The organism is Frateuria sp. GZRe12, from assembly GCF_051900535.1.
GTDB lineage: Bacteria > Pseudomonadota > Gammaproteobacteria > Xanthomonadales > Rhodanobacteraceae > Frateuria_A.
Map to the genome: position 1 here is coordinate 1 of NZ_JBHZGI010000002.1, position 22,707 is coordinate 22,707.

21 protein-coding genes and 1 pseudogene are annotated in these 22,707 nt (G+C 68.3%); 10 read left to right on the forward strand and 12 right to left on the reverse strand.

What is annotated here, in order from left to right:
• The 3 genes and pseudogenes from ACFWZ4_RS05775 to ACFWZ4_RS05785 form a co-directional block, all read right to left on the reverse strand.
• Positions 1 to 166 (reverse strand): annotated as a pseudogene (locus tag ACFWZ4_RS05775) (UDP-glucose 6-dehydrogenase); the annotation flags it as partial.
• 40 nt (positions 167 to 206) lie between these two features.
• A complete protein-coding gene (locus ACFWZ4_RS05780; RefSeq protein ID WP_439703785.1) occupies positions 207 to 2,423 on the reverse strand; it encodes a polysaccharide biosynthesis tyrosine autokinase in 2,217 nt (738 codons plus the stop codon).
• 24 nt (positions 2,424 to 2,447) lie between these two features.
• Positions 2,448 to 2,882: a low molecular weight protein-tyrosine-phosphatase gene (locus tag ACFWZ4_RS05785; protein ID WP_439703786.1), complete on the reverse strand. Its 435-nt coding sequence runs from the start codon at positions 2,880 to 2,882 to the stop codon at positions 2,448 to 2,450.
• A gap of 310 nt (positions 2,883 to 3,192) precedes the next feature.
• On the opposite strand from ACFWZ4_RS05785, the gene ACFWZ4_RS05790 reads away from it, so the two are divergent.
• Positions 3,193 to 3,456 carry a hypothetical protein gene (locus tag ACFWZ4_RS05790; protein ID WP_439703787.1) on the forward strand — a complete coding sequence of 88 codons (264 nt, stop codon included), beginning with the start codon at positions 3,193 to 3,195 and terminating at the stop codon, positions 3,454 to 3,456.
• A gap of 91 nt (positions 3,457 to 3,547) precedes the next feature.
• The gene (locus ACFWZ4_RS05795) at positions 3,548 to 4,630 is read left to right on the forward strand and encodes a polysaccharide biosynthesis/export family protein (protein ID WP_439703788.1); all 1,083 of its coding nucleotides are present in this window, start codon (positions 3,548 to 3,550) and stop codon (positions 4,628 to 4,630) included.
• A gap of 186 nt (positions 4,631 to 4,816) precedes the next feature.
• Here the strand turns inward: ACFWZ4_RS05795 and ACFWZ4_RS05800 are convergent, their stop codons facing one another.
• Complete coding sequence (locus ACFWZ4_RS05800; RefSeq protein ID WP_439703789.1) at positions 4,817 to 5,158, reverse strand: Rieske (2Fe-2S) protein; 342 nt, start codon at positions 5,156 to 5,158, stop codon at positions 4,817 to 4,819.
• A 76-nt stretch (positions 5,159 to 5,234) separates the two neighbouring features.
• Here ACFWZ4_RS05800 and ACFWZ4_RS05805 point away from each other — a divergent pair, with 76 nt between their 5' ends.
• From ACFWZ4_RS05805 to ACFWZ4_RS05825, 5 genes are all read left to right on the forward strand, one after another.
• Positions 5,235 to 5,507 (forward strand): hypothetical protein, encoded by a 273-nt coding sequence (locus ACFWZ4_RS05805; protein ID WP_439703790.1) that lies wholly within the window; start codon positions 5,235 to 5,237, stop codon positions 5,505 to 5,507.
• Between the two features lie 75 nt (positions 5,508 to 5,582).
• On the forward strand, positions 5,583 to 6,449 hold the full coding sequence (locus ACFWZ4_RS05810; RefSeq protein ID WP_439703791.1) for a methylated-DNA--[protein]-cysteine S-methyltransferase: 867 nt from the start codon (positions 5,583 to 5,585) through the stop codon (positions 6,447 to 6,449).
• Between the two features lie 143 nt (positions 6,450 to 6,592).
• On the forward strand, positions 6,593 to 6,979 hold the full coding sequence (locus ACFWZ4_RS05815) for a VOC family protein (RefSeq protein WP_439703792.1): 387 nt from the start codon (positions 6,593 to 6,595) through the stop codon (positions 6,977 to 6,979).
• Positions 6,980 to 7,009: 30 nt separating this feature from the next.
• On the forward strand, positions 7,010 to 7,927 hold the full coding sequence (yedA, locus tag ACFWZ4_RS05820; protein WP_439703793.1) for a drug/metabolite exporter YedA: 918 nt from the start codon (positions 7,010 to 7,012) through the stop codon (positions 7,925 to 7,927).
• A 63-nt stretch (positions 7,928 to 7,990) separates the two neighbouring features.
• Positions 7,991 to 9,409 carry a short-chain fatty acid transporter gene (locus tag ACFWZ4_RS05825; protein WP_439703794.1) on the forward strand — a complete coding sequence of 473 codons (1,419 nt, stop codon included), beginning with the start codon at positions 7,991 to 7,993 and terminating at the stop codon, positions 9,407 to 9,409.
• 48 nt (positions 9,410 to 9,457) lie between these two features.
• Here the strand turns inward: ACFWZ4_RS05825 and ACFWZ4_RS05830 are convergent, their stop codons facing one another.
• The 4 genes from ACFWZ4_RS05830 to ACFWZ4_RS05845 all read right to left on the reverse strand — a co-directional run bounded on the left by ACFWZ4_RS05830 (position 9,458) and on the right by ACFWZ4_RS05845 (position 13,965).
• Complete coding sequence (locus tag ACFWZ4_RS05830) at positions 9,458 to 10,774, reverse strand: ABC transporter permease (RefSeq protein WP_439703795.1); 1,317 nt, start codon at positions 10,772 to 10,774, stop codon at positions 9,458 to 9,460.
• Between the two features lie 10 nt (positions 10,775 to 10,784).
• On the reverse strand, positions 10,785 to 11,951 hold the full coding sequence (locus ACFWZ4_RS05835; RefSeq protein ID WP_439703796.1) for an ABC transporter permease: 1,167 nt from the start codon (positions 11,949 to 11,951) through the stop codon (positions 10,785 to 10,787).
• Positions 11,952 to 11,961: 10 nt separating this feature from the next.
• A complete protein-coding gene (locus ACFWZ4_RS05840) occupies positions 11,962 to 12,648 on the reverse strand; it encodes an ABC transporter ATP-binding protein (RefSeq protein ID WP_439703797.1) in 687 nt (228 codons plus the stop codon).
• 84 nt (positions 12,649 to 12,732) lie between these two features.
• Entirely contained in the window at positions 12,733 to 13,965 is a 1,233-nt protein-coding gene (locus ACFWZ4_RS05845) for an efflux RND transporter periplasmic adaptor subunit (protein ID WP_439703798.1), read from the reverse strand.
• Between the two features lie 481 nt (positions 13,966 to 14,446).
• Between ACFWZ4_RS05845 and ACFWZ4_RS05850 the strand changes: the two genes are divergently transcribed.
• The 3 genes from ACFWZ4_RS05850 (at position 14,447) to ACFWZ4_RS05860 (ending at position 17,171) form a co-directional block, all read left to right on the forward strand.
• Positions 14,447 to 15,133 carry a fumarylacetoacetate hydrolase family protein gene (locus ACFWZ4_RS05850; protein WP_439703799.1) on the forward strand — a complete coding sequence of 229 codons (687 nt, stop codon included), beginning with the start codon at positions 14,447 to 14,449 and terminating at the stop codon, positions 15,131 to 15,133.
• 71 nt (positions 15,134 to 15,204) lie between these two features.
• Positions 15,205 to 15,606 carry a large-conductance mechanosensitive channel protein MscL gene (gene mscL / locus ACFWZ4_RS05855; protein ID WP_439703800.1) on the forward strand — a complete coding sequence of 134 codons (402 nt, stop codon included), beginning with the start codon at positions 15,205 to 15,207 and terminating at the stop codon, positions 15,604 to 15,606.
• A gap of 128 nt (positions 15,607 to 15,734) precedes the next feature.
• Complete coding sequence (locus ACFWZ4_RS05860; protein ID WP_439703801.1) at positions 15,735 to 17,171, forward strand: M20/M25/M40 family metallo-hydrolase; 1,437 nt, start codon at positions 15,735 to 15,737, stop codon at positions 17,169 to 17,171.
• Positions 17,172 to 17,224: 53 nt separating this feature from the next.
• Here the strand turns inward: ACFWZ4_RS05860 and ACFWZ4_RS05865 are convergent, their stop codons facing one another.
• The 4 genes from ACFWZ4_RS05865 to ACFWZ4_RS05880 all read right to left on the reverse strand — a co-directional run bounded on the left by ACFWZ4_RS05865 (position 17,225) and on the right by ACFWZ4_RS05880 (position 22,687).
• Entirely contained in the window at positions 17,225 to 17,614 is a 390-nt protein-coding gene (locus tag ACFWZ4_RS05865) for a hypothetical protein (RefSeq protein ID WP_439703802.1), read from the reverse strand.
• Positions 17,615 to 17,668: 54 nt separating this feature from the next.
• Positions 17,669 to 20,770 carry an efflux RND transporter permease subunit gene (locus ACFWZ4_RS05870; protein ID WP_439703803.1) on the reverse strand — a complete coding sequence of 1,034 codons (3,102 nt, stop codon included), beginning with the start codon at positions 20,768 to 20,770 and terminating at the stop codon, positions 17,669 to 17,671.
• A gap of 192 nt (positions 20,771 to 20,962) precedes the next feature.
• Positions 20,963 to 22,084, reverse strand: coding sequence for an efflux RND transporter periplasmic adaptor subunit (locus tag ACFWZ4_RS05875; protein ID WP_439703804.1), 1,122 nt, complete (start codon positions 22,082 to 22,084; stop codon positions 20,963 to 20,965).
• A 147-nt stretch (positions 22,085 to 22,231) separates the two neighbouring features.
• Positions 22,232 to 22,687: a MarR family winged helix-turn-helix transcriptional regulator gene (locus ACFWZ4_RS05880; RefSeq protein ID WP_439703805.1), complete on the reverse strand. Its 456-nt coding sequence runs from the start codon at positions 22,685 to 22,687 to the stop codon at positions 22,232 to 22,234.
• Between the last annotated feature and the right edge of the window lie 20 nt (positions 22,688 to 22,707).

Here is a 22,707-nt window from a genome sequence, read left to right on the forward strand (position 1 = left end):
TGACCATCGGCGCGAGGCCCGGCTCGTAGATCGGCACTTCGCCGCCCTTGAGCCGCGCGACCTTGGCCGCGTCCACGTCCACGCACAGGACGTGGTTGCCCATTTCCGCCAGGCAGGTCCCGGTGACCAGGCCGACGTAGCCCGTGCCGAACAGGGTGACTTTCAGTGTCATGCGAAATCCTTCTGATTCGAGGTGGAAAGCGTGATCAGGCCTTGGCGCCTGCGTACTCGTAGTACGCGTAGGCGTAGTAGCCGGCGCTGCGCTTCTCGACCGCGTTGAAGATCGCGCCCTTCACCGGCACGCCGTTCTGCTCGAAGCGCTGCTTGGCCAGCGCGATCTCGCGCGCCTGGTTCACGCCGAAGCGCACGACCATCAGGCTGGTGCCCACGTGGTGGCCGATCACCGCCGCATCGGTCACCGCCAGGATCGGCGGGGTGTCGATAATGATCAGGTCGAAGCGCGGCTTGAGCTTCTCCAGCAACGCGGTGAAGTGCGAGTGCATCAGCAGCTCGGACGGATTCGGCGGGACCTTGCCGCGCGAGATGAAGTAGAGGTTGTTCGCTCCCTCCACCGTGCGCACGGCCTCCGACAGGCCGATCTGGCCGGAGATCAGTTCCGACAGGCCCTGCTCCGGACGCCCGCCGACCACGGTGTGCAGCGCGCCCTTGCGCATGTCCGCGTCGATCAGCAGCACGCGCTGGCCGGCCTGCGCGATCACCGCCGCCAGGTTCGAGCCGACGAAGGTCTTGCCGGCACCGGGGCCCGGGCTGGAGATCATCAGCAGATTGTTCTTTGCCTCCAGGCGAGCGAAGTGCAGGCTGGTGCGCAGGCTGCGCAGCGCCTCCACCGCCAGGTCGTCTGGCGCGCTTTGCGCCAGCAGGTGCTGGGCGTATGCCCCTCGTCGCACGCGGCCGTTGCGCTCGGTGATCTCGCGCTCGGCGGCCGACAGCGGCACGCAGGCGTAGACCGGCAGGCCGACGTGCTCGATGGCGGCCAGGTCTTCGACGCCGCGGTTGAGCAGCTGGCGGATAAAGATGAAGGCCAGCGCCAGCAGGCCGCCCAGGGCGGTGCCGGCGAGCACCAGGATCATCTTCGGCGGCCACACCGGACGGTTGGTGTTGGTGGCGGCGCGGTCGACCACGCGCACGTTGCCGACGGTGCCGGCGCGCGCGATGTCGAGCTGCTGGGCCTGGTTGAGCAAGTTGGTGTAAGTCTCGTTGCTGACCTGCACGTCGCGGGTCAGGCGCAGCAGTTCCTGCTGCGTGTCGGGCAGGTGGCCGACCTGCTTCTCCAGCGCATTCTTCTTGCCCTGCAACTGGCCGATCTGCGCGGCGAGGGCCTGGTAGGTCGGATGGTTGGAGGTGAACTTGCGCTCGACGTCGGCCATCTGCATGCGCAGGTTTTCGATCTGCGTGTCCAGCGCGACCGTCTGGTCAAGCAGGCCCTTGGTTTGCAGGCTGATGTCCACCGAGTGCGCGCGCATCTGGAACGCGTTCAACGCGGCGGTCGCCTTCTCCAGGTCCATCTTGACCTTGGGCAGCTGCTCCTTGACGAACTTCAGGCTGTTGGCCGCTTCGGCGGAGTTGCGCTCCACGTTCTGCTGTACGTACAGCGCGCTGATCTGGTCGAGCAGCTGCGTGGCCAGCACCGGATCGATGTTGTCGTAGGTGAGCACGATGATGCCCGAGTCCTTGCCCTGCTCGGTCGCATTGATCGCGCCCTGCAGGCCGGTGATCGTGCCAAGGTGCGAGTGGCGCGCCACGTCGAACACGGCGCCCGGATTGGCGTGCAGCGACTGCACCTGCATCGTGATGCCGTTGCCGGTGGCCGATTCGCCCACGCGGCCGGTCAGCAGCACGTTGTCGCCCGCGTCGGTCAGCGTATAGGTGCCATGCTCGCCTGCGACCAGGTGCAGCTGCTTGTCGAGAAGGGCGGAAGGTACGTCGAGCTGGAAGATGTCCAGTTCCGCGCCGCCCCAGTCGTAGCTGTCCATGCCCATGAACGGCGGGGCCACGTCACCCGGCATCTGCGGGTTGTAGCTGCGCGCCATGTAGTCGCCGATCACCGGGAAGCGTTCCGGCTTGGCGGTGATGTCCAGCTTCAGGTTGTTCACCGCCTGCCCGATGACCGTGCGCGAGGTGATAAGTGCGATCTCGGTGGTCGCCTGCGAGGAAGAGGTACCCAACGTCTGCGACAGGTCGTCAAGGCCAGGCAGGCTGGGGACTTTCTGTTCCACCTGTACGGTGGCGGTGGCCTCGTAGATGGGCGTGGTCAGCGTGGCATAGATCACGCTGATCACGAAGAACACCGCGGTGACGCCGATGATCAACCACTTGTGGTCGAGCAACGTGCCGAGCAGTGCGTGCAGATCGATGTCGTCATCGCGACGCGGTGAGGACGGGAAGGTCTGTTTGGTGGTCATAGCCCGGTTCCTAGGCTTGGGGGTTCACAGGTAGCGCAGCCAACTGCCGACGCCACGTTCGATTGAGGCGTGTACTTGCTCGAACACACTGCGCGAACGTCGAAATGGATCCGGCACGTCGCTGCCCGCGTGCCATTTGTCGAAAAGAAACACCTTGCCGCTGGCTTCCGGGGCGAGCTTGGCCACGGCGTTCAGGTGTCGGCGCTCCATCGCCAGGACCAGGTCCGCCTCGCGCAGCATCGATGCCTCGAGCTGACGCGCACGGTGTTCGCTGGCATCGATGCCGTCGTCTTCGAGCAGTGCGGCCGCGTTCTGGTCGATCGGCCGCCCCACCAGCGCGCCCAGGCCGGCGCTGCTGACGTGGATGTCGCGCTCGCCCAGTTCGCGGCGGAACAGGAATTCCGCCACCGGGCTGCGGCACACATTGCCGACGCAGACCACGAGGATGCTGTTGAACACGATCCGCACACTCCCGAAAAACCCAAGGCCATGTGGCCCCTGTCGATGCCACGCCGGCCGGGCGCGCGATGGACGCCGAACCGGCCGGTAGAGAGCCGGCAGTAAAACTCGTGGTCCGTGAAAAAATCATGTTGGACACTTCCTTCATTTACGTGAAGAAAATGCTTTCGCAGCTACATCTTTTCTTCACGCGGGCTGGGCCTGGCATATCGCCAACTTGGAAACACGTCTTTCTCACCGCATTCACGAATGATCGCGTTAGATTCGTCGAGCCCGCTTGGCAATCGTTCCATCTTCGGGGGCCCAACCCATGCACCAGTTGAAGCTCGTGCTTCCGCTTGCCGGTCTGCTGATCGCCGGCCAGGCCCTGGCACACAAGGCGCCGCACGGTATGACCGGCGCCCAGGCTTCCGCCGGGCCTGCGCTGGTGCAGGCCGTCGCCAGACCCGCCGCGCTGCTCGATGGCGTGCGTGGACGAAGCGTCCGCGGCACGCCGGAAACGCCCGCTGCGGCCACCGCGGAAGCCATCGGCAAAAACATAGATACACCCACTCGCATTAACCGTCGCCATTAGCCAAAACCGCCATGTCGCGGGCGTGTCTGACGAATGACTTCAATAATTCGTCACGATTATCCCCACGGTGGCCCAGCAGAAAGGACGCATTATGAAAACGCTACCCGCAGTAGCCATCCTTCTCTTCGCCGTCGCGCTGAACGGCTGCGCGATCGTCCCCGGCCAGCGCATGGACGAGGGCGCGCTGCAAAGTGACGGCAGCCACATGCAGCTGCTGCAGATCACGCCGGAGCTGGTGGAGAGCAGCCAGACGCAGGCCAGCACGATTCCGCAGGAACTGGCCTCGTACCAGCCGGAGGACTACCGCATCGGCGCGGGCGACACGCTGTACATCACCGTGTGGGATCACCCGGAACTGACCTCGCCGGCGGGCTCGCAGCAGCAGACCGTGGCCAACGGCCGCCTGGTGCGCCCTGACGGCACGCTGTTCTACCCCTATGCCGGCACCATCAAGGCGGCCGGGCTGACCGTCGAGGAACTGCGCCTGGCGCTGACCAAGAAGCTGAGCAGCTTCGTGCGCGAGCCGCAGGTGGACGTCAATGTGGTCGGCTACGGCAGCCATCGCATCACGCTGGAGGGCGCGTTCCAGCACACCGACGCGCAGGTGCTCAATTCGGTGCCGATGACGCTGTCGCAGGCGATCGGCGTGGCCGGCGTCAACACGCAGGAAGCGGACCTTTCCGGCTTGACGCTGACCCGTGACGGCAAGACCTACCCGATCGATCTCACCGAGATCAACCAGGGCGGGAACGGCCAGATCTATCTCAAGCCCGGCGACAAGGTGTTCCTCCCGTACAACGACAACAAGGAGGTGTATGTCGTCGGCGAGGTGATCCGTCCGCAGGCCATCACCTTCAAGACCAACGCGCTGACCCTCACCCAGGCGCTGGGTCGTGCCGGCGGCCTGAGCCCGGTCACCTCCTCGGGCAATGCGGTGTATGTGATCCGCGGTTCGGAAAAGCTCACCCAGACCCCCGCGCAGGTGTTCCACCTCAACGCACGCTCGCCGGCGTCCTATGCCTTGGCGGACAACTTCCGGGTCAAGCCGGGCGACGTGGTGTGGGTTGGCGCGGCCGGCATCACCAAGTGGAACCGCTTCCTGAGCCAGCTGTTGCCGCTCTCCGGCCTGATCTATCAGGCGGCCGGCACCGCCGATCGCGTCAACAACCCCTGACGGAAGGTTTGGCTGGTGGACCAGGGAAGGTCCACCGGCATGGAACACAAAGGCCCGGCGCATGCCGGGCCTTTTTTATTGCCTGGGGATCGAGTCTCCGGCGCAGGTCGAATCAAGGGCAACCCGGGCATGGGCAGGCTTCACCGCCGGAGCCGCCGCGCTCGCTCCGCGTCGCGGAATGGAAGCTCAATCGCTCGCCAGCCAGACCACCCCGCGCTCCACCCGAACGGGCACCGCGCGCAACGACTGTCCGCGGCAGGGCCCACCCACGCACAGACCGTCCCCGGTGCGGAAGCTCGCCCCATGCACCGCACAGATCAGCGTGCCGCGGCTGATCAGGAACTGTCCGGGCGCCCAGTCGAGACGCCGCCCGGCGTGCGGACAGACGTTGATCCAGGCGCGTGCCTCCTCCCCGTCGCGCAATAGGATGAGGGTTTCCGGACCCTCGGGCAGCGTGGCGTCCACCGCCACCGCGGTTCCGTCGGGAATGTGATCGAGGCGACAAAGCGCCCCGGGGGGTAGGTCCATCGGCACTTGCCTCGGGGGCGTGAAAGCCCCATCGTTGCGCACGTAAGTCGTTGATTTTACCACACGGATTTTTAACATGCGCCTGTTCCAGCTGCCCTCGTCCCGTCCCCGCCACCCGCTTGCGCGCGCCCTTTCGCTGGTCGTGGGGGTTGCCGTGCTGGGCGTGATGCTGGTGTTCGGGCTGTTCGTTGCCGGCGTGCTGCTGGTCGGCGGCGGGCTGTGGCTGGCCTTGCGCCAGTGGAACCGCGCGCGCGCCGTCGGCCGTGCCGCGCCTGCCGCCGGTGCGCGCCCGCAGGTGCTCGAGGGCGACTTCGTGGTCCTGCATGAAGGGCGCCCGGTCGCGCGTTGACGCGCGCAAGAAGCGGATAGCCCGCCGGCGTACTGCGGCCACAAACTGGCGGCATCTGGAAACCGGAACGCCACCATGTCCGCCATCGAACCGCTTGAACAGGCCCGCCGGCTGCTCGACGAGGCCGAAACGGCGCCCAGTCTGGACGCCCTCGCCAGCGCGGTTGCGCTGAGCCCCACCTACCTCCAGCGCGCCTTCCGGCGGCGCTTCGGCATGAGCCCGGCCGAGTACCATCGCTCGCGCCGCTTCGGGCAGTTCAAGGCCGCCCTGCGCGAAGGCGCGGCGGTAACCGACGCGGTCTATGACGCTGGTTTCGGATCCGGCAGCCGCGTCTACGAGCACAGCAACCGCCTGCTCGGCATGACCCCGGCCAGCTATCGCGCCGGCGGTGCCGGGGCGAGCATCCGCTACACCACCACCGGCACGCCGCTGGGTCGGCTGCTGGTGGCGACCACCACGCGTGGCATCTGCGCGGTCAACCTGGGCGACGACGACGCGGCGCTGGAAAGCGCCCTGGCCGGGGAATTTCCGCATGCCACGCGCGAACGCGTGGACGCCGGGCGCGAAGAGTGGCTGGATGCGGTGATCGCGCGCATCGCCAGCGAGCTGGGCTGGAGCGATGCCGCGGCGCCCGCCATGCCGCCGCTGGACATCGCCGCCACCGCGTTCCAGTGGCGCGTGTGGGATGCGCTCACCCGCATTCCCGCCGGACAGACGCGCAGTTACCGTGCGCTCGCCACGGAACTGGGCGACGCCAACGCCGCCCGCGCGATCGGCAACGCCTGCGGCAACAACCGGCTGGCGCTGATCGTGCCCTGCCACCGCGTGGTGCGCGAGGACGGCTCGCTGGGCGGCTGGCGCTGGGGCGTCGAGCGCAAGCGCGAGCTGCTGGCGCGCGAGCGCAACCGTGTCGCCGAGCCGGGGCGCCGCCGCGCGTCTTGACCGTCGCTCAAGACTGGATTGAGAACTGCGCGCTACCGCGCCGGTGCCGCTCCGGCTATCGTGCGCGCTTCGGGCAACCCCACGTGATCGACGCCGGCTTCGCCGGCTGCGGGCGTTTGCCCTTCGTCCACCGGATCCCGCCGATGCCCACGCACAAGCCCGCCGGCCACAACGCCGTCTCGCCGTACCTGCTGGTCGCCGACGCGCGCGCCATGCTGGCCTTCCTGCACGCGACGTTCGGCGCGAAGGAACAGCTGCGCAAGATGCGCGAGGACGGCTCGATCATGCACGCCGAGGTGCGGATCGACGATTCGGTGGTGATGGTCGGCGAGCGCCCCGATGGGCGCGATCCGGTGCGCGATTCCATCCACGTGTACGTACCCGAAGTCGATGCCTGTCACGCCGCGGGCCTGGCTGCCGGCGCGTCCAGCGTGTCCCCGCCGGGCGACCAGCCCTACGGCGACCGCACCGCCGGACTGCGCGACCCCGAAGGCCATGTGTGGTGGATCGGCACCCACCAGGCCGGCTGAAATCCCCTCCCCCCTGCATGATCACCTGCCATGTCCGCCATCGATGACACCTCCGCCGCTCCTGCTTCCGTCCGCACGCTGGACGAGCCGCGCGTACTGATCCCGCTCGGCCTGCTCGCGCTGTACGTGGTCTGGGGCTCGACCTACCTGGGCATCCGCTACGCGCTGGAGAGCTACCCGCCGTTCCTGCTCGCTGGCGTGCGCTTCTTAGGCGCAGGCTCGGCCATGTACGCGTTTCTGCGTATCCGCGGCGTGCGCCCGCCCACGCGGCGTCAGTGGCGCAACGCGGCGGTGACCGGCGTATTGCTGTTGCTGGGCGGCAACGGCCTGGTCTGCTACGCCGAGCAGAGCGTGAGTTCGGGCATCGCCGCGGTGGCGGTGGCGAGCATGCCGCTGTTCGCCGCGGTCTTCTCCGGCATGTACGGCCAGTGGCCGAACCGACGCGAGACGGTCGGCTTGCTGATCGGTTTCGCCGGCGTGGTGGTGCTGAATCTGGGCAGCGGGCTTTCCGGCTCGCGGCTGGGCGCGCTGGCGTTGATCGTGGCGGCGATGAGCTGGGCCTTCGGTTCGGCCTGGAGCAAGCGCCAGGACATGCCCGCCGGCCCGATGAACACCGCCGCGCAGATGCTCTGCGCGAGCGTCGCACTGCTGCTGGTCGGCTTCGGCACGGGCGAACAGCTGCCTGCCCATCCCACCCTGCGCGCCACGGCGGCGGTGGTGTACCTGGCGCTGTTCGGGTCGATCGTCGCCTTCAGCGCGTATCTGTACGTGCTCAAGCACGCACGGCCGGCGCTGGCGACCAGCTACGCCTACATCAACCCGCCGGTGGCGGTGCTGTTCGGCGTGCTGCTGGCCGGCGAACACGTCGGTCCGTTCGACCTGGGCGGCATGGCGATCATCCTGGTGGGCGTCGGCGTGATCACGCTGGCGAAGAAGCCCGCGCATTAGGCGGAAGTCCATGCAGAGCGCACCCGTGCCACCATGCCGCGGGCAAAGGCAACGGAGAGCGGCATGGATCACCCGCAGCAAGGTCTGCTCGCACGCGCGGCGTTGCGCTGCGCCGGCTGGTCGGAACGCTGGTTTCCCGATGCCTGGGTCTTCGCCGCTCTCGGCGTCGCCTTGGTGGCGTTGCTCGCGCTGGGTTTCGGCGCCACCCCGACGGCCACCGTGCAGGCGTTCGGCGATGGCTTCTGGAGCCTGATCCCTTTCACCATGCAGATGGCGTTCGTGGTGATCGGCGGCTACGTCGTGGCCAGTGCACCCGTGGTGGCGCGCCTGATCGATGCAATGGCGCGCGTACCGAAAAGCGGCCGCGGCGCCGTGTGCTACGTGGCGCTGGTCAGCATGCTCGCCTCGCTGCTGTCGTGGGGTTTCTCGCTGGTCTTCGGCGGCCTGCTGGTGCGCGCGCTGGCGCGTCGCGGCGACCTGGCGATGGATTACCGCGCCGCCGGCGCAGCGGCCTATCTCGGCCTGGGCGCGGTGTGGGCGATGGGCCTGTCCTCTTCCGCCGCGCAGCTGCAGGCCAACCCCGCCAGCATGCCGCCGGGACTGCTGGCGATCACCGGCGTCCTGCCCTTCAGCCAGACGATCTTCCTGTGGCAGTCGTTGCTGCTCACCGCGGTGCTGATCGTCGTGTCGCTGCTGGTGTGCTGGTTCACCACGCCCACCGGCGAAGGCGTGCGCAACGCCCGCGACTGCGGCGTGGCCGATTCGGACGCGGTGCCGGCGCTGCCGCCGCGCACGCGGCCGGGCGAATGGCTCGAGTACAGCCCGCTGCTGTCGCTGCTGGTCGGCACGCTTGGACTGGGCTGGCTGCTGCGGCGTTTCGCCAGCCTGCCGGCGGCCATGGCGATCGCCGACCTCGACACCTACAACCTGCTGTTCCTCACCGTCGGCCTGCTGCTGCATTGGCGCCCGCGCAGCTTCCTCGACGCGGTGGCCCGCGCGGTGCCCGGTACGGCCGGCGTGCTGATCCAGTTTCCGCTCTACGGCGGCATCGCCGCCCTGCTCACCCACGCGCCCGGGCAGGACGGCGCCACGCTGGCGCACCGGCTGGCCGGCGTGTTCGTGCGCGTGGCCACTACCGACAGCTTTCCGCTGGTGATGGGGGGCTACTCGGCGGTGCTGGGCTTCTTCGTGCCTTCGGGCGGCGGCAAGTGGCTGGTCGAGGCGCCGTACGTGATGCAGGCGGCCAATGACCTGCACGTGCATCTGGGATGGGCGGTGCAGGTCTACAACGCCGCCGAGGCGCTGCCCAACCTGGTCAACCCGTTCTGGATGCTGCCGCTCCTGGGCGTCCTGGGATTGAAGGCGCGCGACGTGGTCGGCTTCACCTTCGTCCAGCTGCTGGTGCACGTGCCGCTGGTGCTGGGGCTGCTGTGGGCGCTGGGGCTGACGCTGGAATACGTGCCGCCCTTGATGCCCGGCTGATTGCGAAAACACGCAGGATGGGCCGAAGCCCACCCTGCGTTGTCTCGATCAGGACTCGCGCAGCGCCGTGGTCACCGGGAGCCGCGCGGCGCGCACGGCGGGGAACAGTCCGCCGATGAAGCCGATCGCCAGCGCCCACTTCAGGCCAGTCCACAGTAGCGCCGGCGTCACGTGCAGCTGGAAGCTCATTTGCCCGGTGGTACCCGCGGCGAGCGTCGAGGCGGCGAAACCGTTGAACGCCAGCCATGCCAGCAAGCCTCCCAGCAGCCCGCCGAGCAGCGCGAGCAGCATGGTTTCGAGCATCACCGCGACCACCACGGGCGTGCCGCGGAAACCGATCGCACGCAAGGTGGCGATCTCGCGGGCACGCCCGGCGACCGCCGCGAACATGGTGTTGAGCGCGCCGAACACGGCGCCGATCGCCATGATCACGCCCACCACGATGCCGATGATCCTGATCGCCTTGCTGGTCTGCTCGGACTGCTTGCTGAAGTAGTCCAGCGTGGTTTCCACGTCCACCTGCAGCCGCGGATCACTCTTGAGCGCAGCCTTGAAGGCATCGAATGCGTTGGCGCCGGTCAGCCGCGCGAACACGGAGGTGCGGCTGCTGCCGCGCCGGTACGCCGAGGCGACCACGTCGCCATCGCCCCACAGCTCCGAGTCCATCGCGTTGCCGGAGGCGAAGATGCCGGTCACCGTCCAGACCTGGCTGCCCAGCCTGATCTGGCGACCCGGCTCCAGCCCGGCGAACTGGCGCTGCGCGCCCTTGCCGGCCACCAGTTCGCGCAGGCCCGGCTTGAACTTGCGCCCCGCGACGATCTTCACGTCCGGCCGCAACGTCCACGCCTGGTCACCGATGCCGCGCAACTGCACGCTGCCCTCGTCGCCGCTGCCGTCGCTGAGCGGCAGGTTGGCCGCGACCACCAGTTCGGGCGAGGCGATCGGTTTGCCGGCCTTGTCGCGCGCGATGCCCGGCGCCTCGGAGATCGCCACGATGCTGTCGTGTTCGAGCACCGAGGAGACTTCCGACGCCGAGCCGTCGCGCATCACGATGGCGGTGTCGGTGCTGCCGCTGTTGCTCAGCGCTTCGCTGTAGCCCACGCCCATCGCCAGCAGCGACACCAGCACCGCCACCACCCCGGCGATGCCGATCACCACCACCGAGGAGGAGCCGATGCGCTGCGGCAACGTGCTCACGCCCACGCTGGCGGCCGATCCGGCCTGCCGGCCGGCGCGGGTCAGCTGCATCCACAACACGAAGACCACCGCCAGCGCCAGCCATGCCGGCCAGGGCAAGGCGGTCCAGGCCACGATGCTCGCCACCACCACCAGGGCGAGCAGGAATCCACGCAGAAACGATTTCATGGCTATCTCCTTAGCGCCCGGCCAGTGCATCGACGATGTTCAGGCGCATCGCGCGCATCGCGGGCAGCGCGCCGACCAGCAGGCCGATCCCCAGCATCAGCGCGACGCCGATCGCCCAACTGCTCGCTGGTACCGGCGGCATGCTGACCATCCCGCCACTGCCGGCACTGAGCGCCGGCCCCAGCACCGCGGCCAGCCCGAGGCCCAGCACGCCGCCCAGCAGCACCAGCGCCACCGATTCGGCCAGCACCAGTCCCAGCACGCTGGCGCTGGAGAAGCCGATGGTCTTGAGCACGGCCAGCTCCGAGGTGCGCTCGCGCACCGCCTGGGCCATGGTGTTGCCGGTCAGCAGCAGCAGGGTGAAGAACACCGCGCCCATGATCGAGATGACGATGAAGCCGACGTTGGCCATCTGCTTGATGTACTGCGCGAACGCGGCCTGCTCGGTCATCGTCCGCGTTTCGTGGTCCGAGTTGGCCGACAGTGCGTCGATCGCATTGGCCACGCGGTCGGACTGGCTGGCGTCGACCACGCGCGTCACGTACCAGCCGACCCGGCCGTGGTTGTACGGGTTGGAATCGTCGAAGTACTTCCAGTGCATCAGGATGCCGCCCTGGAGCATCTGCTTGTCGTCCGGCTTGGCCGGACGCATCACGCCGACGATGTCGAAGCTCCAGTTCTTGCTGCCATCGCGGTTGGGGAAGATGTTCGACTGCAGCGGCAGCTTGTCGCCGACCTTCCAGTGGTACTTCTTCGCCAGCAGGTCGCCGACCAGCACGCCTGTGCGGGTCTGTTCGAAGGCCTTGCGCTCGGCCGGCGAGACCGCGACCTCGGGGTACATGTCCACATAGTTGTCGCTCACCGCGAAGGTGAAGATCTGGTTGTGCGGGTCCTGGTAGGCGCCACCGAACCAGTTGGCGTAGGCCACCATCTTCACGCCCGGGACCTGTTCCATCCGTGCCTGCAGCGACTGCGGCAGGGTTTCGATGAAGGAGAGCTTCGAGCCGGTCTGCAGGCGCTCGGCGCCGGCGGCGCTTTTCCCCGCGTTGGCGAAGCTGGTGCGCACGCCATCGAGCATGCCGAACAGCAGGAACGCCGCCAGGATCGACACCAGCGTGAGGATGGTGCGCGTCTTGCGCCGCCAGAGCGCGGCCCAGATCAGGTGCAGGTATTTCATGCGAGCCTCCTCAGGCGACTGCCTGCTCGACCAGCGTGCCCTTGTCCAGGTGCAGGGTGTGGTTGGCGTACTCCGCGGCCTTGGGGTCGTGGGTGACCATCACGATGGTCTTGCCGTGCTCGCGGTTGAGCGTGCGCAGCAGGCCGAGCACGTCCTCGGCGGATTGGCGGTCCAGGTCGCCGGTCGGTTCGTCGCACACCAGCAGCGTGGGATCGGACACGATCGCGCGGGCGATCGCCACGCGCTGCTGCTGTCCGCCGGATAGCTCACTGGGCTTGTGCGAGGCGCGGTCCGCCAGACCCACCAGCTGCAACGCGATCGAGGCGCGCTGGCGCCGCTCCGCGGAGGACAGCTTGGTCAGCAGCAGCGGCAGCTCGACGTTGCGCTGCGCCGAGAGCATCGGCATCAGGTTGTAGAACTGGAACACGAAGCCGACGTTGGCCGCACGCCACTTGGCGAGTGCTCCGGCGCCGAGCTGGTCGATGCGCTGCCCGCCCACGCTGATGACGCCGGCTGACGGCGTGTCCAGCCCGCCGATCAGGTTGAGCAGGGTGGTCTTGCCCGAGCCCGAAGGGCCCATCAAAGCGAGGAAGTCGCCCTCGGCGATGTCCAGGTCGATGTGGTGAAGCACTTCGACCTTCTGCTTGCCGCGCGCGTAGACCTTGGCCAGGTCGCGGGTTTCGATCAGGTTGCCCATGGGCTATCTCCGGTCAGCCGTAATGGTTTGCTTGAGGCTTGCGCCGATGCCCGCGAAGGGGCACCCGTCACTGCAATTCGACGTTCAGGACTGCTTGTTCTCGACACGCACCGCCGTGCCGTCGCGCAACTCGGCCGGCGGCGACAGCACCACCGTCTCGCCGGGCTGCACGCCCTCGGGCACCAGGCGCTGGTCGCCGCGCGCCTGCGATTGCACGGGCCGCTGCTGCACGCGCTCGCCCTGCACCACGAACACCACCTCATGGCCGTCGCGCCGGGCGATCGCCGCGGCCGGCACCAGCACGCCGCGCGGCGACTGCGCGGTGGTCTTGGTTCGGGTTTCCAGGAACGACACGCGCACGCCCATGTCCGGCACGATGCGCTGGTCCTTGTTCTCCAGCGCCACGCGCACCTTCACCGTCGCCTTGCCGCGATCGGCGGCCGGCACGATGGCGATCACGTGGGCCGGGATGCGCCAGTCGGGATAGGCATCGAGCACCGCCTCGGCGGGCATGTGCGGCTTGACGCGGCCGATGTAGGCCTCGTTCACGTCGACATCGACCTCGAGGGAATCCATATCGACAATCGTGCCCACGCCGGTGCGGGTGAAGCCGCCGCCAGCCGACAGCGGCGAGATGATCTCGCCTACCTGCGCGGACTTGTCGGTGACCACGCCGTCGAACGGGGCACGCACCACGGTGTAGTCGAAGTCGACCTGGGCGACCTTGGCCTGCGCCTGCGCGGCCTCGGCCTGGCGTTGTTGCGCGTTGAGCTGAGCGACGAACGCAGCAACCTGGGTGTGAGCCTGCTCGGCGGCCTGCCTGGCGACCAGCCCGCGACCGACCAGCGCGTCCTGGCGGGCCGCATCATGCCGGGCCTGGGCCAGCTGCGCCTGGAGCTGGCCCACCTGCGCCTGCGCCGCGCGGGCGCTGGCCTGGGCAGCGTCGAGGTTGGCGCGGTAGGCGCTGTCCTCCAATCGCGCCAGCACCTGCCCCTTGGTGACGTGGTCGCCCTCCTCGATCAGCACATCGGTGAGCGTGCCGGTGATCTGCGCTGATACCGTCGCCTGGCGGCGCGCGGTGACATAGCCGGTCGCCTGCAGCACCGCGCCGGCATCGCCGCCGCCGGGGGCCGCGGCCGCGGCGGTCTGCACCGCCACCGCGCGGTTGCCGAGCATCCACCAGCCGCCGATGCCCAGCGCCAGCAGCGCCAGCACGACGGCCCCGACGATCCACGGCCAGCGCACGGACGCAGTTTGCACCGCTTCACGGTGCCCGCGATCGATCTTCAGCTGCCTGAGCAGTTCCCCGTTGTCCACGCCTTGGCTCCCACAAGTCCATTTCGCAAGTGCAAACGATGCGGCAAGCCGCGGTCCGACGGCAGATGGTGCCATCAGTCATCGGCGATGACAGGTGTCACGCGCACGGGCTCAGGCGGCGACGCATGTCCCTGCCGACCTCTCCCGATGCGCGGCGACGGCGCCGACCGCCCGCGCCAGACGCGCCGCGGCGGCGGTCAAGGTCGCCTCGGACAGGATGGCGTAGTTGCGTACCAGCGTAGCGCGGCACGGTGACATCGTGGGCGTGCCCCACCACAGCCCGCGCCCAGCGAGCCAGCGCCTCGGCAGGGAGCTCGCCGGCAGCCGGGAAGGCTGGCCAACAACGTGCCGGCCGCGCCCCCGGCAACCTCGACGGCCCCGCCAGGCTGCGCCGTCGGCGCGCCGCGCAGCGCGCGGTGGGACGACACCAGCTGCGTTTTTTTGCGCCAGCGCGACAATACGGTCTGCTAGGCTCGAGCGCATGCGCTACGCCATTCCCCAGCCCGCCGTCCCCAGCCTGCCGGTGCTCGGCAGCGAGGACCGCTTCCCTGTGCGCCGGATCTTCTGCATCGGTCGCAATTTCGCCGACCACGCGCGCGAGATGGGCGCGACGGTCGACCGCGACCAGCCGATGTTCTTCTGCAAGCCGGCCGATGCGGTGGTCACCGATGGCGCGGACGTGCCCTACCCGACCGCCACCGCCGAACTGCATCACGAGGTGGAAATGGTGGTGGCGCTGGCCGGTGGCGGTCGCGACCTCACGGCCGATCTGGCCGAGACACTGATCTTCGGGTACGGCGTAGGGCTGGACCTCACCCGGCGCGACCTGCAGGCGCAGGCCAAGGCCAAAGGCCATCCCTGGGACGTGGCCAAGGCGTTCGACCATTCCGCGCCGGTGTCCGCGCTGCGCCCTGCCGAGCAGGGCCGGCCCGGTCCGCAGACGCGGCTCAGCCTGGAAGTGAACGACGTTCTACGCCAGCAGGCCACGCTCCAGGACATGGTCCACGACGTGCCGGCGATCATCGCGGCGCTATCGAAGCTGTTCGAACTGAAGCCGGGCGACCTGCTGTTCACCGGCACGCCGGCGGGCGTGGCCGCATTGCATCGTGGGGACCGTTTCCACGCCGGGCTGGAAGGCATCGCCGTGCTGGATGGCCGCGTGGTCTGAGCCGCTGTTCCACGCAACGCGGCCGCGCTAGAGTCTTTCGCGGGGGAATTCCCTGCAATGGGAGGATTCGCATGGGCATGCTCACGGAGTTCAAGGAATTTGCCATGCGCGGCAACGTGATCGACCTCGCCGTCGGCGTGGTCATCGGTGCTGCGTTCGGCAAGGTAGTGACCTCGCTGGTCGACCAGATCATCATGCCGCCGATCGGCCTGGCCACGGGTGGCGTGGATTTCAGCAACCTCAAGTGGGTGCTCAAGCCTGCCGACCCGGCCAACAAGGTAGCCGAGGTGGCGATCCAGTACGGTGCGTTCATCAATACGGTCATCACCTTCCTGATCATCGCGCTGGCGATCTTCCTGATGGTCAAGGCGATCAACCGGATAAGTCGCAAGCCGGAACCCGCGCCCGCAGCGCCGCCGGCCGACGTGGTGCTGCTGACTGAGATTCGCGACCTGCTCCGGACGAAGCCATAAAGAATCCGAGGCGCGAGGGATGGAGCGGCGCGCCACGTCCTCCGTCCCTTGCCCCCGTGACTTCTGGCCTACGCCGTTAGCTGCCGCGGCCTCAATAATCGGGCGTTCATCCCCAGCGGAGTTCCCCGATGCGCCGTCCCTCCCTCACCCTGCTCGCCGCCAGCCTGCTGCTGGCCAGCGGCGTTGCCTGCGCCGCCGACACCACGATTCCCGCCGCGGCCGTAAAGACGGCCGAACACCTGCGCGACAAGGCGATGCACGACGACACCGGCTACCGCATCGTCGAGTCGCTCACCACCGAGGTGGGCCAGCGCCTGGCCGGCAGCCCGGCCGACAAGCGCGGCGTCGACTGGGCGCTCGCCAAATTCAGGGAGCTGGGCTTCGACAAGGTTTACACCGAGCCGGTCATCTACCCGAAGTGGGTGCGCCACAGCGAGAGCGGCGCGATCGTCTCGCCGTTCCCGCAGTCGCTGGTGCTGACCGCGCTGGGCTATTCGCCGGGCACGCCCAAGGGCGGCCTGACCGCGCAGGTGGTGAAGTTCGACAGCCTCGACGCGCTCAAGGCGGCCGATCCGTCCACGATCAAGGGCAAGATCGTGTACATCGGGTTCCGCATGCAGCGGCACAAGGATGGCCATGATTACGGCATCGGCTCGCCGATCCGCGTGCAGGGCCCGGTGATCGCGCAGGCCAAGGGCGCCGCAGGCTACCTGCTGCGCTCGGCCGGCACCGATCCGAACAGCCGCACGCCGCACGCCGGCGTCACCGGCTTCCGAGATCCGGCCAAGGCCATCCCCGCGGCCGCACTGTCCAACCCCGACGCCGACCAGCTCGAGCGCGTGCTCGGCTACGGCAAGCCGGTGACGGTGAAGCTGGATCTCGATTGCGGCATCGAAGGCGAGTACACCGGCGCCAACGTGATCGGCGAGATCACCGGCGCGAAATATCCGGACCAGATCGTCGCGATCGGCGGCCACCTGGATTCCTGGGACCTCGGCACCGGCGCGATCGATGACGCCGCAGGCGTGGCGATCGCCATGGGCGCCGGCAAGCTGATCCACGACCTGCCCCAGCGCCCGGACCGCACGATCCGCGTGATCGCCTTCGCCAACGAGGAGATGGGCCTGTGGGGCGGGCGCGCTTACGCGGAGAAGCACGCGAACGAAGTGCACAAGTTCCAGCTGGGCACCGAGTCGGACTTCGGTTCGGGCCGCGTCTGGCGCATGAGCGCCAGCGTCAAGCCCGAGGCACGCGGCGCGATCGGGCAGATTGCCAAGGTGCTGGCGCCGATCGGCGTGGCCTATGACGCCAAGCGCCCCGGCGGCGGCGGCTCGGACCTGTCGCAGATGCACGGCAAGGGCATGGCCGCGCTTTCGTTGACCCAGGACGGTACGTACTACTTCGACTGGCACCACACCGCCAACGACACGCTCGACAAGATCGACCCGAAGGACCTGGCGCAGAACGTGGCGGTGTATGCGGCGTTCTCGTACATGGCCGCCCAGGCCGAGGGTGATTTCGGCTCCGCGCCAGGCGCCTTCGCCGACGACGGCGCCGGGGACTGAGTCCGGCTGGCCCGGGGCGGGCTCTGCCACCCCGGGCTTCTCCCGCGGAATCGCTAGCGGGTGTAATAGCCACCACTGTCCACAAGCGCCTCTGGCACGCAGAACGTCTTGGGCAGCACCGCGATCGCCACCGGCACACCGACGGTCTTCTCCACGCCGCCGGCGCTGGCGCAATCAGCGCCTTCGGGCAGCCGATAATGGATGATCCGAACGGTGTACTGCGGACAGACGTCCGAACAGGGAAACTCGGCTACCACCGCAACGCCGTGATTGCGGCCGAGCTCGACCGTCCGGCCCATCATCGCGTGCTTGTCGAATGGCTTGGCCGCGTAGGCCGCGAGCGCGGCATCATCGAGCAATCCCGGCTCGCTCGCACGTGTCGTGCAACCGGCTCCCGCCAAGGTGAACAGAAGCGTGAGAACAGCGGTGGCTGTGCGAGGCATGGCGGATCTCCGGGCGAATGCCCCCAACTTAACCCAAGCCCGGTCGACGCGCCCTCACGTTCCCCGCGGTGACACCGCTACGTCGCCATGCCGCGCCAGCCGCGCACGCAGGCGGTCGAGCGCCAGATAGATCACCGGCGTCAGGTAAAGCGTCAACACCTGCGACACCACCAGGCCGCCCACCACCGCCAGGCCCAGGGGGCGGCGCACGTCGGCGCCGGCGCCGACACCCAGCGCGATCGGCAGCGTGCCGGCGAAGGCAGCCATGGTGGTCATCATGATCGGGCGGAAGCGCACGCGGCAGGCGTCGAAGATCGCCGCCGCCGGCGCCATGCCTTCCTCGCGCTGCCGCTCCAATGCGAAGTCGATCAGCATGATCGCGTTCTTCTTGACGATGCCGATCAGCATCACGATGCCGACGAAGGCGAACAGGTCGAGCGACGCGCCGAACAGCACCAGCGTGAGCAAGGCACCCACCGCCGCGGCCGGCAGGCCGGAGAGGATGGTGAGCGGATGGATGAAGCTCTCGTACAGGATGCCCAGCACCAGGTAGATCACGAACACCGCCAGCAGGAGCAGCAGGCCCATGCCCTGCATCGACTCGGCGAACGCCTGCGCGGTGCCTTGGACCGACCCGGTGATGGTCGCCGGCAGGCCCATCTTCGCCATCGCGCCATCGATCTCGCCGACCGCTTCGCTCAGGCTCATGCTGGGTGCCAGATTGAACGACACCGTCACCGCCGGCAGCTGGCCCTGGTGGTTGACGGTCAGCACCTGGGGCTTGCGCGCGAAGCTGGCGACCGTGTCCAGCGGCACCGCCTTGCCGGTGTCGGAAGTGACGTACAGGCGCGAGAGCACCGACGGATCGTCCTGCAGCGCGCGCTGCACCTCGAGGATCACCCAGTACTGGCTGGCCGCACCGTAGATGGTCGACACCTGGTTTTCGCCGAAGGCCGCGCCGAGCGCGTCCTGCACCTGCGCCATGGTCAGGCCCAGCGGCGCGAGCTTGTCGCGGTTGACCTCGACCACGATCGACGGGCTGTTGAGGTCCAGGTCATTGGTGACGTCCTGGAAGCCCGGGAGCGCGGCGAAGGACTGGGTGACCCTGGCCGACCAGTCGTACAGCGCGTTGATGTCGATCGACTGCAGCGTGTACTGGTACTCCGCCTTGCTCTGCCGTCCGCCCACGCGGATCGCCGGCGGGTTCTGGATGTAGGTGCGGATGCCGGGTACTTCCGCGAACTTGCGGCGCAGTTCCTCGGTGACGCCATCGACGTCGAGCGCGCGCTGGCTCGCGGGCTTGAGCAGCAGTAGGATCGAGCCGTTGTTGACTGTGGCGCGCGAACCGCCCGCACCCACGCTGGACATGTAGCCGGCGAGGTTCGGATCCTTCGCGACGATGTCGGCCAGCTCACGCTGGCGCGCGACCATCGCATCGTAGGAAATGTCCTCCGGTCCCTCGGTGTTCACGCGCAGCTGGCCGCTGTCGCCGGCGGGAATGAAATCCTTGGGCGCGACGACGAACAGTAGCGCGGTCACCGCCAGGCTCGCCGCGAAGGCGGCCAGCACCAGCCGCGGGCGGTCCATGCACCAGCGCAGGCTCGACAGGTAGCCGCGGTGCACGGCGTTGAAGCCGCGATCGAAGCCGGCGATCAGCCAGTTCCTGGCCTCGTGATCGTGCGCCTTGACGAAGCGGCTGCACAGCATCGGCGTCAGCGTGATCGCGACCACGCCGGAGATCAGGATCGCCACGCTGATGACCACCGCGAACTCGTGGAACAGGCGCCCCACGATGCCGCCCATGAACATCACCGGGATGAACACCGCGATCAGCGACAACGTCATCGAGAAGATGGTGAAGCCGATCTCGCCTGCACCCTTTATCGCCGCGTCGTAGGGCGCCTCGCCCGCCTCGATGTGCCGCACGATGTTTTCCAGCATCACGATCGCGTCGTCCACGACGAAACCGACCGCGAGCGTGAGCGCCAGCAGCGACAAGTTGTCCAGGCTGTAGCCCAGCGCGTACATCACGCCGAACGTGCCGATCACCGAGATCGGCAGCGCCACCGCGGGTATCAGCGTCGCGGAGAGGTTGCCCAGGAACAGGTAGATCACCAGCACCACCAGCACCCCGGCCAGCAGCAGGGTGAACTGCACGTCGTCCACCGATTCGCGGATCGACTGGGAACGGTCGTACAGCACCTGCAGCTTCACCGACGGCGGCAGGCCAGCCTCGAAGCCGGGCAGCACCTGCTTGATGCGGTCGACCGTCTCCACCGTGTTGGCGCCGGGCTGGCGCTGGATCGCCAGCACGATGGCGCGCTCGCCGTTGAACCAGCTCGCCTTCTGGTCGTCCTGCACGCTGTCGCGCGCGCGACCGAGGTCGCCGACGCGCACCGGCGCGCCGTTGCGGTAGGCCACCACCACGTCGTTGTAGGCGGCCGCGCGCTCGAGCTGGCCGTCGCTGCGGATCGGCAGCTGCTGCCGCTGTCCGTACAGCGAACCGGTGGCCTTGTTCACGTTGGCGTCGGCCACCGCCGCCTGCACCTGGTCGATGCCGATGCCGCTGGCGGCGAGCTTGTCCGGATCCAGGCTGATCCGCACGGCGTACTTCTGCGAACCGTACACGTTCACCTGCGCCACGCCGTCGACCATCGACAACTGCTGCGCGAGCTCGGTCTCGGCGTACTCGTCGACCTGGGTGAGCGGCAACGTCGAGGAACTCATCGCCAGGTAGAGGATCGCCGCGTCCGCCGGGTTCACCTTGCGGAAGGTCGGCGGCGTGGTCATCTCCTTCGGCAACTGACGCAGGGCCGAGGAGATGGCCGCCTGCACGTCCTGCGCGGCGGCGTCAATGTTGCGGTCCAGCTCGAAGGTCAGCGTGATCGAGGTCGAGCCCAGCGCACTGGTCGAACTCATGGAACTGATCCCGGCGATCGTCGAGAGCTTGCCTTCCAGCGGCGTCGCCACCGCCGAGGCCATCGTCTCGGGCGAGGCGCCAGGCAGGCTGGCGCTGATGCTGATGGTGGGGAAGTCGACGTTGGGCAGTTCGTTCACCGGCAGCCGCGGATAGGCCACGATGCCGAACACCAGCAGCGCGGCCATCAGCAGCGTGGTCATCACCGGGCGGCGGATGCAGAGCTGGGGGATGTTCATCGATGGACCAGTTACCCGTGAGCTTGCTCCCTCTCCCCTTCGGGGAGAGGGTTGGGGTGAGGGGCGGCCCTTGCGATAGCGGTTGTTGACGGGAGAGTCGCTGGCTCTTCAACTTGGCCCTGTAGAGAGCTCCCCGCGAGCCCCGGCCCCTCACCCCAGCCCTCTCCCCGGAGGGGAGAGGGAGCAGAGCGGTCAGCCCGCAACACGGACTTTCGTCCCTTCGACCAGCAACATCTGCCCTTCGGTCACTACCCGCTCGCCGGCCCTGAGCCCCCTGGCGATCACCTGCTGCCCGTCCGCGGCCGGCCCGGGCGTGACATAGCGCTGCGTGACGGTGTCGTCCGCGCCCACTACGAATACGAAGCTGCCGCGCGAGGAACTCTGCAGCGCGACCACCGGCACCGAGACCGCGTTGGCAATGCGCGTCGTGGGCAGGGTCACCTGCACGAACTGCCCGGGCGTCAGGCGCATGTCCGGGTTCTCGAAGCGCGCCTTGAGCAGGATCGTGCCGGTGCTGTTGTCCACCGCGTTGTCGACGAACTGCAATGTGCCGGCGAGGGAGGTCGACTGGCCGGGGACGCTCGCGCGCACCGTCACCGGACCGCGCGCCAGCGCGTCGCGCACCGAACCCAGGCTGGCCTCGGGCAGGCTGAAGGCGACGCGGATGGGCTGCACCTGGTTGAGCACCACGATGTCGGTCGTCTGTGCGCTGACCTGGGCGCCGGGCCACACCAGCGGCGCGCCGGTGATGCCGTCGAACGGCGCCACGATGCGCGCATAGTCGAGGTTGGCCTGGGCCAGTTCCTGGGCGGCGCGGTCGCCCTGCAACGTGGCCTGCGCCACGGCGAGGTTTGCCTGGTAGGTGTCGTAGTCGGCCTTGGACACGTAGCCCTTGCCCAGCATGTCCGCATAGCGCTTGCGATCGGCCTGGGCCTTCTTCAGCTGGGCCTGGTCACGCGCGACCAGGCCGCGCGCCTGATCCAGCTGCGCCTGCAACAGGCGGGTGTCGAGCCGGGCCAGCAGTTGCCCTTTCTTCACCCGGCTGCCGGGCTGGAACGCCAGCGACTCGAGCTGGCCGGTGACCTGCGCGCGCAGGGTCACGCTGGACCAGGCCTCCGCGCGGCCGACCAGCCTGAGCGAAAGGTCCAGGTTGCCCTGCCGCGCCACCGCCACCTGCACCGGGACCGCGCGGGCGGCCGGTCGTGCATCGGCAGGCGCGGCCGTGTCCGCACGCCAGGCGAAACGCACGCCGAGCGCGACGAGCGCGACGAGCGCGAGGACGGCCAGGAGCAGCAGGATTTTTTTCGGGGACATGCGGACGGTCGATTGGGGCCCGGGCGGTCAGCGCGCGGGCAGGCTTGTGCCACGGAGTGAGCCTGCCACAACGCGGCAGCCGGCCATGGGTTTACCTGTCGCGGCCATTTTCCGCAAAGCGCACGGCAACGCCCCCTGCCATGCGACCTAGTCGCCGCCGTTTTCGCTCTGCTCCAGCGACTGCAGGTTGTCCTTGATGCGACCGATCACCGCCAGCGCCTGGGCCAGTTCCTCGGCGCTGATGCCGGCGGTGGCGTCCTTGCGCAGGCCACGGCCGATGTCCTGCATGTCGTCGATCACTGCACGCGCACGGGGTGTCAGGTGCAATCGCCAGGCGCGACGGTCTTTCGGATCAGGGTGCCGTTCGACGAAGCCCGCCGTTTGCAGCCGGTCGATCACGCGGCCCACGGCGATGGGCTCCATCTCGAGCAGTTCGGCGAGCTCGGTCTGGCGCAGGTTTTCCTCGCGATGATGCAGCATCTTGATCGCCCGCCACTGCGCCCGGGTCAGCCCGAAGCGCACGGCACGCCGATCGAAATGCTTGCGGAACAGCAAGGTGACATCGCTGAGCAGGTAACCGAACGGAATGTCTTCCGGTTTCATTTTTTTATGCGTCTCCCGTC

Bases quoted from the DNA above. Each gene is read 5' to 3' on its own strand.
- yedA (WP_439703793.1), top strand. From the start codon at position 7,010: ATGTCCGCCATCGATGACACCTCCGCCGCTCCTGCTTCCGTCCGCACG.
- ACFWZ4_RS05880 (WP_439703805.1), bottom strand. From the start codon at position 22,687: ATGAAACCGGAAGACATTCCGTTCGGTTACCTGCTCAGCGATGTCACC.
- ACFWZ4_RS05850 (WP_439703799.1), top strand. From the start codon at position 14,447: ATGCGCTACGCCATTCCCCAGCCCGCCGTCCCCAGCCTGCCGGTGCTC.
- ACFWZ4_RS05815 (WP_439703792.1), top strand. From the start codon at position 6,593: ATGCCCACGCACAAGCCCGCCGGCCACAACGCCGTCTCGCCGTACCTG.
- ACFWZ4_RS05780 (WP_439703785.1), bottom strand. From the start codon at position 2,423: ATGACCACCAAACAGACCTTCCCGTCCTCACCGCGTCGCGATGACGAC.
- mscL (WP_439703800.1), top strand. From the start codon at position 15,205: ATGGGCATGCTCACGGAGTTCAAGGAATTTGCCATGCGCGGCAACGTG.
- ACFWZ4_RS05795 (WP_439703788.1), top strand. From the start codon at position 3,548: ATGAAAACGCTACCCGCAGTAGCCATCCTTCTCTTCGCCGTCGCGCTG.
- ACFWZ4_RS05805 (WP_439703790.1), top strand. From the start codon at position 5,235: ATGCGCCTGTTCCAGCTGCCCTCGTCCCGTCCCCGCCACCCGCTTGCG.
- ACFWZ4_RS05830 (WP_439703795.1), bottom strand. From the start codon at position 10,774: ATGAAATCGTTTCTGCGTGGATTCCTGCTCGCCCTGGTGGTGGTGGCG.
- ACFWZ4_RS05835 (WP_439703796.1), bottom strand. From the start codon at position 11,951: ATGAAATACCTGCACCTGATCTGGGCCGCGCTCTGGCGGCGCAAGACG.
- ACFWZ4_RS05865 (WP_439703802.1), bottom strand. From the start codon at position 17,614: ATGCCTCGCACAGCCACCGCTGTTCTCACGCTTCTGTTCACCTTGGCG.
- ACFWZ4_RS05870 (WP_439703803.1), bottom strand. From the start codon at position 20,770: ATGAACATCCCCCAGCTCTGCATCCGCCGCCCGGTGATGACCACGCTG.
- ACFWZ4_RS05840 (WP_439703797.1), bottom strand. From the start codon at position 12,648: ATGGGCAACCTGATCGAAACCCGCGACCTGGCCAAGGTCTACGCGCGC.
- ACFWZ4_RS05810 (WP_439703791.1), top strand. From the start codon at position 5,583: ATGTCCGCCATCGAACCGCTTGAACAGGCCCGCCGGCTGCTCGACGAG.
- ACFWZ4_RS05875 (WP_439703804.1), bottom strand. From the start codon at position 22,084: ATGTCCCCGAAAAAAATCCTGCTGCTCCTGGCCGTCCTCGCGCTCGTC.
- ACFWZ4_RS05860 (WP_439703801.1), top strand. From the start codon at position 15,735: ATGCGCCGTCCCTCCCTCACCCTGCTCGCCGCCAGCCTGCTGCTGGCC.
- ACFWZ4_RS05790 (WP_439703787.1), top strand. From the start codon at position 3,193: ATGCACCAGTTGAAGCTCGTGCTTCCGCTTGCCGGTCTGCTGATCGCC.
- ACFWZ4_RS05800 (WP_439703789.1), bottom strand. From the start codon at position 5,158: ATGGACCTACCCCCCGGGGCGCTTTGTCGCCTCGATCACATTCCCGAC.
- ACFWZ4_RS05825 (WP_439703794.1), top strand. From the start codon at position 7,991: ATGGATCACCCGCAGCAAGGTCTGCTCGCACGCGCGGCGTTGCGCTGC.